Origin of the sequence: Nocardiopsis sp. LDBS1602 (assembly GCF_035818715.1) — a bacterium.
GTDB lineage: Bacteria > Actinomycetota > Actinomycetes > Streptosporangiales > Streptosporangiaceae > Nocardiopsis > Nocardiopsis alba.
Genome location: NZ_JAYLVW010000003.1, coordinates 251,969 through 265,168, shown reverse-complemented (window position 1 = coordinate 265,168; position 13,200 = coordinate 251,969). Strand labels below are relative to the sequence as shown.

At 67.8% G+C, this 13,200-nt stretch carries 13 protein-coding genes; 10 read left to right on the top strand and 3 right to left on the bottom strand.

Features of this window, described 5'->3' with window-relative positions; genetic code table 11:
* Positions 1-316: 316 nt before the first annotated feature.
* The 7 genes from U9J66_RS13195 to U9J66_RS13165 all read left to right on the top strand — a co-directional run bounded on the left by U9J66_RS13195 (position 317) and on the right by U9J66_RS13165 (position 5,740).
* The gene (locus U9J66_RS13195; protein ID WP_161111016.1) at positions 317-829 is read left to right on the top strand and encodes an RNA polymerase sigma factor; all 513 of its coding nucleotides are present in this window, start codon (positions 317-319) and stop codon (positions 827-829) included.
* 836 nt (positions 830-1,665) lie between these two features.
* Positions 1,666-2,172, top strand: a complete 507-nt coding sequence (locus tag U9J66_RS13190; protein WP_161111015.1) for a flavoprotein — start codon at positions 1,666-1,668, stop codon at positions 2,170-2,172.
* A 14-nt stretch (positions 2,173-2,186) separates the two neighbouring features.
* Entirely contained in the window at positions 2,187-3,398 is a 1,212-nt protein-coding gene (locus U9J66_RS13185; protein ID WP_326337804.1) for a helix-turn-helix domain-containing protein, read from the top strand.
* A 273-nt stretch (positions 3,399-3,671) separates the two neighbouring features.
* Complete coding sequence (locus U9J66_RS13180; protein ID WP_161111014.1) at positions 3,672-3,824, top strand: hypothetical protein; 153 nt, start codon at positions 3,672-3,674, stop codon at positions 3,822-3,824.
* Between the two features lie 80 nt (positions 3,825-3,904).
* Positions 3,905-5,005 carry a cyclophane-forming radical SAM peptide maturase AmcB gene (gene amcB / locus U9J66_RS13175; RefSeq protein ID WP_326337802.1) on the top strand — a complete coding sequence of 367 codons (1,101 nt, stop codon included), beginning with the start codon at positions 3,905-3,907 and terminating at the stop codon, positions 5,003-5,005.
* Positions 5,006-5,008: 3 nt separating this feature from the next.
* Positions 5,009-5,176 carry a multiple cyclophane-containing RiPP AmcA gene (gene amcA, locus U9J66_RS13170; protein WP_202421497.1) on the top strand — a complete coding sequence of 56 codons (168 nt, stop codon included), beginning with the start codon at positions 5,009-5,011 and terminating at the stop codon, positions 5,174-5,176.
* Between the two features lie 9 nt (positions 5,177-5,185).
* Positions 5,186-5,740: a pentapeptide repeat-containing protein gene (locus U9J66_RS13165; protein ID WP_161111013.1), complete on the top strand. Its 555-nt coding sequence runs from the start codon at positions 5,186-5,188 to the stop codon at positions 5,738-5,740.
* A gap of 478 nt (positions 5,741-6,218) precedes the next feature.
* Here the strand turns inward: U9J66_RS13165 and U9J66_RS13160 are convergent, their stop codons facing one another.
* Positions 6,219-6,521, bottom strand: coding sequence for a hypothetical protein (locus U9J66_RS13160; protein WP_161111012.1), 303 nt, complete (start codon positions 6,519-6,521; stop codon positions 6,219-6,221).
* 207 nt (positions 6,522-6,728) lie between these two features.
* Between U9J66_RS13160 and U9J66_RS13155 the strand changes: the two genes are divergently transcribed.
* The 3 genes from U9J66_RS13155 to nshR all read left to right on the top strand — a co-directional run bounded on the left by U9J66_RS13155 (position 6,729) and on the right by nshR (position 9,346).
* Positions 6,729-7,292, top strand: a complete 564-nt coding sequence (locus U9J66_RS13155; RefSeq protein ID WP_161111011.1) for an RNA polymerase sigma factor — start codon at positions 6,729-6,731, stop codon at positions 7,290-7,292.
* Positions 7,280-8,359: a CU044_5270 family protein gene (locus U9J66_RS13150; RefSeq protein WP_326337801.1), complete on the top strand. Its 1,080-nt coding sequence runs from the start codon at positions 7,280-7,282 to the stop codon at positions 8,357-8,359. The genes U9J66_RS13155 and U9J66_RS13150 overlap by 13 nt, the downstream gene beginning before the upstream one ends.
* 165 nt (positions 8,360-8,524) lie before the next feature.
* Entirely contained in the window at positions 8,525-9,346 is an 822-nt protein-coding gene (gene nshR / locus U9J66_RS13145; protein ID WP_014913237.1) for an NshR/TsnR family 23S rRNA methyltransferase, read from the top strand.
* A gap of 42 nt (positions 9,347-9,388) precedes the next feature.
* On the opposite strand, the gene U9J66_RS13140 is transcribed toward nshR, so the two are convergent.
* Positions 9,389-11,356: a M3 family metallopeptidase gene (locus U9J66_RS13140; RefSeq protein ID WP_042284708.1), complete on the bottom strand. Its 1,968-nt coding sequence runs from the start codon at positions 11,354-11,356 to the stop codon at positions 9,389-9,391.
* Positions 11,357-11,579: 223 nt separating this feature from the next.
* Positions 11,580-13,130, bottom strand: coding sequence for an ABC transporter substrate-binding protein (locus U9J66_RS13135; RefSeq protein ID WP_326337799.1), 1,551 nt, complete (start codon positions 13,128-13,130; stop codon positions 11,580-11,582).
* Between the last annotated feature and the right edge of the window lie 70 nt (positions 13,131-13,200).

The window sequence follows — 13,200 nt, the reverse complement described above, 5'->3', positions numbered from 1 at the left end:
GGGAGGACCTGCTCCGGGGTGACTTCGTGACAGGAAAAGCCCCACAAGAAGAGTGACTCAGGCCACATGAATTCGGTGTCACGGAACACCACAGTCCAGAGTCACCCTTGTGCACCCCGAAATTCGAAAGGAGCTCGCTTATGGGAGCACGATCTCGTCCGTCCCTCGGGGGAAGAGTAGGAGCTCATCCCCCTTAGGGCCGGAATTCCTGGCAACGGTTGACCTCTCCCCGTACCGATGCGGGGTTCGACGTCAGGTTGAGAACAGTCGTGCCCAGAACACGGCGTTCGAGGCAACCGTCAGATTGGAGTTCATCGTGCCCCAGCCCCCCGCCCCCACCTCCTTCTACGCCGAGGTTCAACAGACCTTCGTCGAGTTCGCTCTCCCTATACGACGCTCTCTGATCCACCTGGGGGCCACACCTCAGGAAGCGGAGGACGCGATGCACAACGCCGTGGTCGCTATCTGCGACAACCGCCCTCAGATGGAACGTCCCGCGGCCTACATGATGAAGGCCGCCCGCAACCAGTGGTTGACCATGCTGCGGTCGAGCTCTCGGCTCACCGAGTTGAACGGCGAGGACGTTCCGATGGTCGCCGACTGCACGACGAAGACCCCTGAGAACCAGGCTCTCTCGCACGAGTACCAGCACCGCGTGGTGGTCGCGCTCAAGCGGCTTCCGGTGGCCCAACGGGAGGCCTTCGTACTGCGTGCGGACGAGCGGTTCTCCTACAGCGAGATCGCTGAGATCACCGGCCGTAAGGAGAGCACCGTGCGTCAGCAGTACAAGCGCGCTGTGGCAGAGCTCAGGTCGCTCCTAGAGGAATGAGCGAGGAAATGGCGATGCCAGACCCCGAGGCCTTGTACACACAGGCCGCCCACGAGAGTGAGGACCAGTGGGCCCGCCAGCTCGCAGGGAGCGAGGGCCCTGTTCCTGAACCCGTGAGGCAACAGCTGTTGCGCGAACTCCTCGAACGGTGGACTCGAGAACACCATGAAGGTCGTCCTCCTACGGAGGAGCCGACCATCTGATCCGGAACACCGTGGAAGAGGCGCTTCCTGCTCGAAGACGAGAAAGGCCTCGTCGCTCTGAGGAGAGGACGAGGCCTTCGCGTTCTAGAGCTGCGGCAGACTCTGGATCGCATCCCGGGCTCAGGACTGAGCTCCCTCGGACGCTCCGGCCTGGAGGTCCATCCCCGCGTGCGTGGGGTTCAGGCCCGCGCGTCTCTTTCCCTGGAGCTGGTCGAAGGTCCATCCCCACGTGCGTGGGGCTCAGGGAAAATGACCTGTGAAAACAGAGGCCGTTATCTTCCCGCAACCTTCACCCCGAAGCGACCTTCGTTCCTCGCTCACACCTACCACACCCCATGCGAAGCCGGCTGAAACTCACGAACACCTCAAACGAGCCCGACGCCCGTGGTGGGCTGGAACGACCTCGGTACACGATCGCCTCGGCGAACGGACTCCATACTCACCATGATCACGGAACACCCTGCTCAGCGCACTCCCCAAGAACCGAGCCCTTCGGTCGACGGCCGGAGCCTCGGGCGCCACCCTCCCCCACAGCGAGGGGAGCGAGACCGACCTTAAGCCTTCCTCGGTGCTCAAGGCAGACGATCTCAAGGCGACGGTTCCTCTGTGCGCCATCCCTCTAGACTCGGGCGCATGCCGAGAACCCTGTACCTGGTGTTGTCCGGAGCCCCCGCGCCGGAAGGGATGATCGACCTCGTCCAGGCCCTCCACGGCCACGACTGGCGGGTGACCGTGTTGTCCACCCCGACGGGCACCGACTTCCACGACCAGAACCGGCTCGCGGAGCTGACGGGCGAACCGGTCCGCGTCACCTTCCGTAAGCCCGGGCATGGCAGGTCCCTACCACCCGCCGACGTGGTGTTGGCCTGTCCACTGACCTTCAACTCCACGAACAAGTTCGCCCAAGGCCTGGCGGACAACTTCGCGATCGCCCTGCTGTGCGAGATGGTCGGCTACGGAGTGCCCACCGTGGTCGTGCCGCACTGCAAACCCCAACTCGCCTCCCACCCGGCCTTCGTCCGCTCCCTGGAGACCCTGCGCGGAATCGAGTCGGTCACCGTCCTGCACGACCCCGACGCCCCCTACGAGAACCGTCTTCCCTCCTGGCAACAGGTCATCGACACCCTCAACAGCCTCTGACCGGAAGGCACAACGTGGACCCCACCACCCGAGGCCAGACGATCAAACGTGCCCGACGACGACACGGTTACTCCCAGAGTGTGCTCGCCGGACTGGTGGGGCGCTCCGAGTCCTGGCTCTCCCAGGTCGAACGCGGCATCCTCACGGTGGACTCCCACGGAATCCTCACCCGGTTGGCCCATGTCCTGCGCCTGGATCTGGCCGAGTTGACCGGAACCGAAACCGAGGCGGCCACCGATATGCGCTATGACGCCGCCTCCACCATCGAGCGGGCCATGATGCGTTACTCCACTCTGGAGACCATCGTCGCCGAGACCGGCACCGAACCTCGTGTCGACCCTGCTTCACTCTCGGTCCAAGCACACCAGGCTTACACCGCCTACCAAGCGGCTCGCTATGACGAGGTCGGGCGACGTCTGCCCTGGCTCATTCGAGAGGCCGAAGCCGCCGCGCACACCCCTGGCTCGGACCGGCCCGCCGTGTGCTCTGCCCGAGCCATGGTCTACAACACCACCGCAGCCCTGCTTCGCCGAGTCGGAGAGAAGAATCTGGCCTGGCAGGCCGCCGACCGTGCCATGTCGGCCGCCGAGTGGGCCGACCAGACGCTTCTGTCCGCGGTCGGTGCTTACCGGCTCGCCTATGTGTTCATCTCGCGCGGGCGTCCCGTGGAAGCAGCGGAGCTGGCGATGGGCGCGGCCGGTGCGCTAGAGCTCCGAATGCGCCCAGGAACCCCCGAAGAACTGAGTGTCTACGGCGGACTCCACCTCGCCGCGGCCACGGCCGCCGCTGCGGAGTTCGACCGTGCGGCGATCCCGCGCTTCCTGAACCAGGCACGTCGGGCCGCGACCCGCCTAGGCGGTGACCACAACCTGCACGGGACCGCCTTCGGACCTACGAACGTGGCCATCCACACCATCAGCACCGCCGTGGCAATCGGTGACGCTCGCACCGCAGTGGACACGGGAGAGGCTCTGGACGCCGACACGCTACCTTCGGGGCTGGTCGGCCGACGGGCCCAGGTCTGTCTTGACCTGGCCCGTGCTTACACCCAGCGCCGCCAAGACGCCGCAGCGGTCCACGCCCTCTTGGACGCCGAACGACTCGCTCCTGAACTCATTCGCTACCACTCGGGAACAGCCAGGGTGCTCACCGAACTGCTGCGCAGGGAGCACAAGCGTTCCACTCCGGAGCTACGCCCTCTGGCGAGTAGGGCCGGGGTGGCCTGAGCCGACCCGCAGATTCCTGCGGGTTTTTTACCCTTCCGCAGCTGCGAGAGCGTGCACCGGCTGCGGTTTACGGTCACCACATGTCACTCTCCGACCACGTTCGCTCCGGTGAGCACTCACCGCTACCCTGCCGATCTCCCAGCAGCAACACCTCGGCTGGCACTCGCCTCACCAGGTCGAACCCCATCACCTCCTCGATCGGTCGGACGTGTACCTCCCGTTCGATCCGTGGGAAGTAGGGACGTGACACGGAGGAGCTTGTGAGGAGCGGGAGTGAGACGCTTTCAGGTCTTCGCCCACAGAGCCCTGTTCCCGCTGTTCCTGTCCGACCCCACGCTCGAAGAGCTCCTCCAGCAGGGTCGCGGCGTCGACCATCGGCCGACGTGCCCGACCCTCGCCGCTGTGCACACCTTGGAACCCACGTAAGTCGCCCCGGCGCTCCCGACCACCGACCCGGCCTCGTTCGTCCTGGCCCACCTAGCCGCCCCCTTCGGAGAGAAGGTGCCGTGATAGCCCCCCGCTTCCACTCGGTGATCCTGCAACCCACCACTCTGTGCAACCTCAATTGCTCTTACTGCTACCTGCCGGTCAACGAACGAAGGACCCGTACCGAGATGCCGATCGAGGTCGCCCAAGCCCTCGCCGCCGGCATCGACACACAGAACACGAGCGAGGCCGTGGACGTGGTCTGGCACGGAGGAGAACCCCTCACCACACGCCGTGAGCACTTCCACGACCTCGTGGAAGCGTTCGAGCCTCTGCGCCGAGAAGGCCGGATCCGTCACTGCGTGCAGACCAACGCCACCCTCATCGATGACGCCTGGTGCGACTTCTTCACCGAATACGACTTCCGGGTCGGGGTGAGCATCGACGGCCCGGCGGCGGCGAATCTGTCCAGAGTGGATTGGATGAACCGACCGGTCTTCTCCCGCGTGGAACGCGGCATTTCACGTCTTCGGACCCACAGGATCGACTTCACCGCCATCTGCGTCGTGACCGCGCAGACCATCTCCCGCCCCGATACCCTGCTCGACTTCTTCGAGGATCTGGGGGCCAAGAGCATCGGGTTCAACATCGAGGAACTCGAAGGCGCCAACGACACTCGCCAGAACATCGACCCCGCCCATGTCCGTCGCTTCTGGCGTGCGATGTTCGATCGCGTCGCCAACGGCAGCACCCTCCGCGTTCGTGAGGCCGACCGGCTCCTGGGCTATCTCGCCGACGTCAGAGCCGAGCGCAAAGAGCGGTGGGAGAACGCCCTGATCGATCCCATCCCCACCATCGGCACCAACGGCGACGTGGTCGTGCTGTCTCCGGAGTTACTCGGCGTCAAGGACGCCCGGTACGACGACTTCGTCCTGGGCAACGTCCTGACCGAGCGGCTTCCCGCCATCCTCGCCCGTGCTCCACACACCGCCTACGTCCGCGAGCACTTGGAAGGCGTACGCAGGTGCCGTCGAACCTGCGAGTTCTTCACCTTCTGCCAAGGCGGCCAAGCCTCCAACAAGTACTTCGAGACCGGCAGCTTCGCCACCACCGAAACCACCTATTGCCGCAACGCCAAACAGGAACTCGTCCGCGCCTTGGGCGAGAAGATGGGAGTGTGACCGATGACGACGATCCTGACCGGGCTTGAAGCATCCGATCGGGCCGCCGACCTGATCGACCGGCTCCAGCCGACGACACCCGTGGGGTTGTTCGACAACCGGGACACCTGGGACAACGTCGGCGGAGGGCCCTGGGACAACCGTTCGACGTGGGACAACTGGAAGAAGTAGGGGAACCCTGTGCAGACCGCCGAGATCCGGGGCGCGAAAGTGCTCCTGCCCAGCGATGACGAGCCCGCGGTGCACGCTTGGCCCTACTCCGATCCGTTGGAGGAGGAGAAGGTGGCCAACACCCACTTCACCTCCCTCGATCTGACCTCACATCGCCTGGTGGACATCAACCTGAATCGGTGCCGGTTCACGGGCTCGCGGCTGATGGGGGTGTCCTTGGCGCGGGTTTCGATGTCGGATGTGCTCTTCGAGGGCTGCCAGTTCGACTACGCCACATGGGAGCAGGTCAAGGTCACCGGTGATGTGGCCTTCATCGGTTGTTCCTTCAAGGAGGCCGAGATCATCGGGAGCGATCTGCGGGGTGCGGTCTTCGACGACTGCGCCTTCGCCGCGGACATCAAGAGCACCAAGATGTCCGGTGTCGACCTACGCGGCAGCGACCTGTCGGGCCTGTCCGGGCTGGCCTCGCTCCACGGAGCGCAGGTGACCGAGCTCCAGCTCCGCCAACTGAGCGAGGTCATGATCCGCGACCTCGACCTCACCATCACGGAACTCCCCCTGTAGGAACGATCGACCCGACCGGAGCGAGGGGTCTCGGCCAAAGAGGCAGGACGAGGCCCCTTTTACCGCACGGTGTTCAAGACCGGCACCGTCTCTATGGATGCTCGACCGAGCGCCAAGCCGACCCCCGTTCCACAGACCAGCCCATCCCCACGTGCGCGGGGCTCAGGCCGGCTACACGGTCAAGGAGACCGCCGAGAACGGTCCATCCCCACGTGCGTGGGGCTCAGGGCAAATGAACTGCGGAAACAGAAGCCGTCGTCTTCCCGCAACCTTTGGTTGGAAGCGGCCTCCGCTTCTCACTCATCCTTACCACAGCCCCACAGAGCCGACCAGAACCCACCAACGCCCCACCGACTTCAGCCGATCCCCGCGTCCGCCCCGCCCAGGAACAACGGCCGACGCCCCCAGGCCGAAGCCCTCGCCTTCCGCGAGTCCGACTACAGCCTCCTGCCGAGCGCATCGCCTGGCACGCCGACGATCACTTGGAGCGTTCCAGGCGATGGGCGTTGAACGAGAGCACCAACAGCACCGCCCCCATCACGAGCAGCGCGATCGCCCACGAGGCCACCGGCGCCGTGGCGGTCGCGCATCCGGAGATCCCGAATTCCCTCGGAGGCGTGGAGATCTCGGTGTAGGCGAACCAGCCGAAGGACGCCGCCCCATGGGCTCCGTCCGGGCTCCACCATCCCGCCCCGCACGGCCCACCGGGGACCAGCCCGAGAACGGAACCACCGGCGATCAGCGTGACGGCGGCCGCTCGAACGATCTGGACAGGGGTCATCGGCTCCTCCTCTGGAGGGGACAGGGACGGACGAGAGGTGCGGCGGCGAGCATAGCCTTCGAGAGCGCGATGGCCCCACGTCGAGGACCGGAACGCCCGAGACCCCGTGTCCCGGCCTGCACGAGAAGCCTCGAAAAAAATCTCCTCCCGACCGAACACACACCCCCTCCACCGACATAGAGGGGTGAGAGAACGGGAGGAACGCCGATGCGACGAGGCCGGGCCGGAGACGATCACTCCGACCAACGCGACTTCAACGCCTTGTTCGAAGAGCACTACGACGCCGTCTATCGCTACGCGCGACGGCGTGTGGGGCCCGATCAGGCCGACGACGTCGCCTCAGAGGCTTTCGTGGTGGCCTGGCAACGCCGCGACCGGCTCCCTCCGGGCCGAGAACTGCCCTGGCTGTACGCGTGCGCACGACGTATCGGTCTCGCGCACCACCGTCTGGAGCGGCGCCAGGGATCGATCGCCGCGTCCTTGGAGCGAGAGACCGACACGACCCACCACGACGACACCGATCGGGTCCTCGACCGCGACCGGGCCCTGGCGGCCCTGGCCCGGTTGACGGAGATCGAACGTGAACTCGTGATGCTCGTGACCTGGGAGGGGCTCGACTGTCGGCAGGCCGCGAAGGTGGTCGGCTGCACCCATGTCACCGCTCGCGGACGCCTGCACCGGGCTCGAAGGAAATTGACCGCGTACATGAAGGCGGACGCCCCCGAACCCGCTCGGGTCCGCGTCCCGAAGGAGGTCTCGTGGACGACCTGACCGCTCTGCGCGCCGCGTTCGACGGCACCGACCCCGCCGCGGACGCCCGCCCCACCCCCGAAGCCCGCCAGAGGGCACGCGTCGAAGCCATCGCGAGATTGAAGGAGCACGAGACCATGACCCGCCGCCCCCTGTGGAAGCGCGTCCCCGTCCTGGTCGCCGGAGCGGCCACCGCCGCCCTGGCCGTGGGCGCCGGAGTGATCGTCCTGCCCGGCGACGACCATGTGGGCATCCCGCTCGCGTACGCCGCCCAGCCGGAGCCCATCGAGGTGACCGGAGGCGACCCCGTCGACGGGACGGAACGGCTGACGGAGCTGGCCGACATCGCCGCGGAGCGCGGCGCCGCCCCCGGCGAGGGCGACGTCGCCTTCGTCTCCACCAGCGACGTCCAGCTGCACCGGCTCACCGCCAACGCCGGTGACGAGGACCCGCCGGAGTCCTACGGCTACCGCTTCGTCCCCTACGACCGGACCGGCTGGGAGGCGCCGAACGGCGACGTCCGTCGGGACTCCGACCCGAAGCCGCCGTTGGAGGCCGGTGGCGCGGAGGCCGACCACGAGTGGTTCCTGGAGCAGGGGAGCGAGTCCTACGAGGACACCCTGCACGAGAGCCTGGTGTGGCCCGCCGATCTGCCCACCGACACCGAGGGCATGCTGGAGGTGCTCGCCGACTACGGCGAGGGCCCCGAGGACGAGTCCCTGCCCGCGCTGACCAACGCCGTCGACAGGCTGTACGAGTCGCGTCCCCTCTCCGGTTCCGAGGAGGCCGCCGTGCAGCGTGTGCTCACCGAGGTCGCCGACGTGTCCTACCTGGGCTCGGCGACCGACTCCCTCGGCCGTGAGGGCGAGCTGTTCTCCTTCGAGGTGGAGGACGAGGGTCTGGTGACCGAGGTCCGCTACATGTACGACGCCGAGGACGGCGCGCTGCTGTACCGCGACGCGACCCTGCTGGAGGAGGCCCCCGAGTACGGCGACGCCGCCGACTTCGGGCTGGAGTACCCGCTCCTGACCGAGCAGGTCGGTTTCGTCTGGTCGGGCTGGGTCGGCGCGATCGGCGAGCGCCCCTGACCCCTCCCCTCTCCCCTCCCCCGAGGCCCCGCGCGGTCGACCGCGCGGGGCCTCGCCCTTCCCACCCCGGGAGGGCGGGACGGGGGGACGTGGCAGACTGGGGACCTCGGTCGACGCCTCGGCGCACCGTCCCCGAACACCACAGCCGCAGACGAGAATGGGCCCATGGACAACCTGGAAATCATCGAAAACGCTTCCGATCCCGCGGTGCAGAGGATCCTCGATGTCACCAAGAGCTCCAGGGCCAACATCAAGACCACGCTGATCGAGGACGCCGAGCCGCTCACGCAGTGCATCCGGGCGGGCGTGGAGTTCATCGAGATCTACGGGATCGAAACGCAGCCGCCGTCCGAGGAGCTGCTGGAGCTGTGCCGTGAGCGCCGCATCCCGGTCCGGCTGTTCGCCACCTCGGTCGTCAACCAGGTCTTCAAGGGCGAGCGCAAGCCCAAGACCTTCGGGATCGCCCGGGTGCCGCGCCCCTCGCGGTTGAGCGACATCGCCCGCAGGGGCGGCGACGTCATCGTCCTCGACGGGGTGCGCATCGTCGGCAACATCGGCGCCATCACCCGGTCCGCGCTGGCGCTGGGCGCCTCGGGCATCATCCTCGTCGACAGCGACCTGACCAGCGTCGCCGACCGGCGTCTGATCCGCGCCAGCCGCGGCTACGTCTTCTCGCTGCCCATCGTGCTCGCCGAACGCGAGGAGGCCATCTCCTTCGTGCGTAAGGAGGGCATCCCGCTGCTGGTCCTGGACGCCGACGGCGACGTTCCGCTCAAGTCGCTGGGCGACAACAAGGAGCGGCTGGCCCTGCTGTTCGGAAGCGAGAAGGGCGGCCCGTCGGAGATGTTCGAGGAGGCCTCCTCCGCGTCGATCTCCATCCCGATGATCAGCTCCACCGAGTCCCTCAACGTGTCGGTCTCGGTCGGCATCGTGCTGCACGAGCGGATCGGCCCGAACTTCGAGGCGCGTCGGTCCGACCCGAGGTGAGCCGGGCCCGCCCCGACGGTCGACCGTCGGGGCGGGCGTCGGTCAGTTCAGACCCTTGCGGGCGAGCAGCGGCTCCATGCCGGGCTCGCGCCCGAGGAAGTCGCGGACGGCGTCCATCGAGTCGACGCTGCCCCCGACGGCCAGCACCTTCTGTCGGAAGCGGTCTCCGCTCTCGCGGCGCAGCCCGCCGTTCTCCTTGAACCAGTCGACGCTCTCGGCGTCCAGCACCTCGCTCCACACGTAGGAGTAGTAGCCGGCGCTGTAGTCGTTGGAGAACACGTGCATGAAGTACGAGGTCCGGTAGCGCGGACGCACCAGCGGGTGGAGCGCGCCCACCCGCTCCAGGGCCTCGATCTCGAAGGCCTCCGGGTCCTCGACCACGGTCCCCGGCGCCAGCCGGTGCCAGGACCAGTCGAGCAGGGCGGCCGCCAGGTACTCGAAGGTCCCGAAGCCCTGGTTGAACTTCTCGGCCGCGGCGAGCCGGTCCAGCAGCTCGGTCGGGACCGGCTCGCCGGTCTCGTGGTGCTTGGCGTAGTTGGCGAGGATCTCCGGCCAGGTCGCCCACATCTCGTTGACCTGGGAGGGGAACTCCACGAAGTCGCGCGGCACGCTGGTGCCCTCGACCCGGGGGTAGCGCACCGACGACAGTAGGCCGTGGAGTGCGTGCCCGAACTCGTGGAAGGCCGTCTCGACCTCGTCGAAGGTGAGCAGGGTGGGGCCGGAGACCGGCTTGGTGATGTTGAGGTTGTTCACCACGACCGGCTTCTCGTCGAGCAGGAAGGACTGTTCGACGAGGTTGTGCATCCACGCGCCGCCGCGCTTGGTGGGACGGGCGTAGGGGTCGAGGAGGAACAGCCCCAGGGCGGTGCCGTCGCCGTCGAAGACCTCCCACACCCGCACGTCGTCGTGGTATCCGCGCAGGTCGGAGCGTTCGGTGAAGGTGATCCCGTACAGGCGCGTGGCCGCGTACAGGACGCCGTCCTCGATCACACGTCCCAGCTCGAAGTAGGGGCGCAGCTCGCTCTCGTCGAGGTCGTAGCGGGCCTTGCGGACCTGCTCGGCGTAGTAGGGCCAGTCCCACGGCTCGATGTCGTGGCCGGCGTGCTCGGCGAGCGCCGCGGCCTCGCTCTCGACGTTGCGGCGGGCCGGGCCGACCAGACGTCCCAGACGCTCCTCGACCGCCTCGACGGTCTTGGCGGTCTGGTCGGCGACCTTGAACGAGGCGTGGTCGGGGTAGCCGCGCAGTCGGGCCTGCTCCGAGCGGATCGCGGCGACGCGCACGGCGATCTCCCGGTTGCGCGGGGCGCGCTCCACGCTCAGGGTGTACAGCTTTTCGCGGGTGGCCCGGTCGGTGAGCTGGGCGAGGGCGGGCTGCACGGTGGTGTTGAGCAGCGGGAGCACGTACTTCCCGTCGCTCTCGATCGCCTGGATCTGCGCCTCGTCGAGCCCGTCGAGGTCGGAGACGTCCTCGGTGACCAGCGCGGACTCGGTCGAGGCCCGGACCAGGTTTCGGGAGAACTCGGTGCCGAGCTCGGCCAGTTCGGCGTTGAGTTCGCGCATGCGCTCCTGGCCGGCCTCGTCGAGGTCGGCACCGGCCTTGATGTAGTCGAGCCGGTAGCGCTCCAGGAGCGTGGCCTCCTCGGGGTCGGAGGTGGTGACCCGCTTGATGCGGTCCCACAGGCCCCGGTCGAGGTAGATCGCGTCCCGGTGCCGGGTCCCCTTGGGCGAGAGTTCGCGCTCCAGTTCCTGGACGGCCTCGGTGGCGTCGGAGCCCGCGAGGGTGTGCAGGACGGTCTCCACCCGGTTCAGGGTCCGACCGGAGCGCTCCAGGGCGGCGATCGTGTTCTCGAAGGTGGGGGGTTCGGGGTCGGCGACGATGGCCGCGACCTCGGCGAGGTGTTCGGCCACGCCCTGATCGAAGGCGGGCCGGAAGTGCTCCTCGCGAATCGCCGCGAAGTCGGGGAGACCGTAGGGCAGTTCGCTGGGCGTCAGGAACGGGTTGTCGGTCAAGGATCGTGCTCCTCGTTCGTCGGCGCGGACCCGGCCCCACCACGCTGTTCTCGTGGCGAGGGCCCCGTGGCGGGTCCGTCTATGGTGCGCGTCGGTGGCGCGTGCCCGGTGCGTGGAGTGATCCGCCGGGACGGGTCCACGGTGTCCGGGGTGCTCGTGCTGTTCTACCGTGCGCCCCGTCACCTGTCACCCGCCCGCCCCCCGTTCTCCGTTCGGGTCGTCCCTACTCGTCACCGATGACGTGCGGGTCCGGGGCCGGGGCGTCGCCCGGCTCCAGGGGCATCTCGACGATGGGGACGAAGCGTCCGGTGGCCTCGCCCGCGCCCTCCGGGCTGTAGCCGAGGGTGCCGCCGCCGGCCCGGACCTCGTGGGCGGTGTTGAGCAGTGTCATACGGGCGCGGACCTCGTGGGCGGTCGGCGGTCCGTCCGCGTCCCCCAGTTCGTTGGTCATCCTGATGGCCTGCGCGGCGACGGCCACGGCGTCGTGGTTGACCAGCGCGTACCCGTTGCGCAGCCCTTCGGGGTCGTGTTCGGTGGAGGGGAAGTGCTCGATGTAGGCCTCGCGAAAGGCCCGGTAGCCCTCGGGGGCGTCGGCGGAGCCCTGGGGGACGAGGTTCCATCGTGTGTCGATGCCCGAGGCGTAGACCAGGGTGAGGTCGTTGTCGGCGAGGAAGGCCATCCGCCCCTCCTCGTTGAGCACGCTCAGTCCGGTGGCGACGAACATGATGCGCATCGGCCGGTCGCAGGTGGAGGCGGCCAGGCTCTCCATGAACTCGTCGAGGTCGGGGGCGCGTCCGGCGAAGAGGACCGTGTCGGCCCCGGAGACGCAGACGTTCATGGTGACCTCGGCGAACAGCCCTCGCACCGGGTCGTCGCCGACCGTGGTCCCCTCGTACTCCTGGACGGGTCGACCGTCGATGTAGGGGTCGAGGTGTTCGGTGTAGGCCTGTTTCAGGGAGGCGACGAAGAGGTCGGGTTCGGTGCGGTCGTAGACGATGATGGCCCGCGCCCGTTCGTCGAGACCGTCGAGGTGGCCTCGGAGCGCCTTGATGTACTCGGTGTTGCTCGGGGCCACGCGGAGCACGCCGGGCAGTGTCGGGTTCTCCTCGTCTCCGGCGTCGTCGATCCCTCCGGGGCCGTGCGCGAGTCCGTCCGCGGTGAGCGCGGTGGAGACCATGGGGATGCCCTGAGCGTCGAGGGTCCGGGCGATGTCCCTGGCCGAGGCGATGCTGACGCCCATGCCGGTGACGGCGACGAGGGGGCGTTCCTCGTCGCGGGCCATGTCGACCAGGTCGTCCACCACGGGTTCCCACTGGTGTTGGCGGCTGCCCATGTTGGCGACGACGAGCTGGATCCGCGGCGTCCGATCTCCGAAGTCGTGGGTGTCGTTGGCGCGTTTTTGAGCCGTATAGGCGCCTTCCAGGGACCTGAGCATCCGTCCGGGGTCCATGGGGCTGACGGGGTCGAAGGTGAAGGTTCCCAGAAGGGCGACCCGCACGACGGGAAGGTCGTCCCCGAGCGCGGTGACGCGTTCGTTCTCCTCCCGGATGAGTTCCTGCACCCGGGTGAAGTCGTCGTGGAAGACGTAATCGCCCTCGGTGACGCCGACGCATTCGTCGGCGATCTCGCGGACCCCGTTGTTCGGGCCGCCGCAGGTGAACCGGTCCCACATCAGGAGGGTGGTGGCCACGACGGCGAGGACGAGTGCGGCGGCGGTGCCCAAGAGCAGGCTCCTCTTCCGGTCCGCACCTCTCCAGCCGGCCGGATCGGCCATCCCGTCACCTCTCTCGCTCGGCGGCCCGTCTCTGGGTGATGCGCGTTCTCCCCCGTTCTATGAGCGTGCT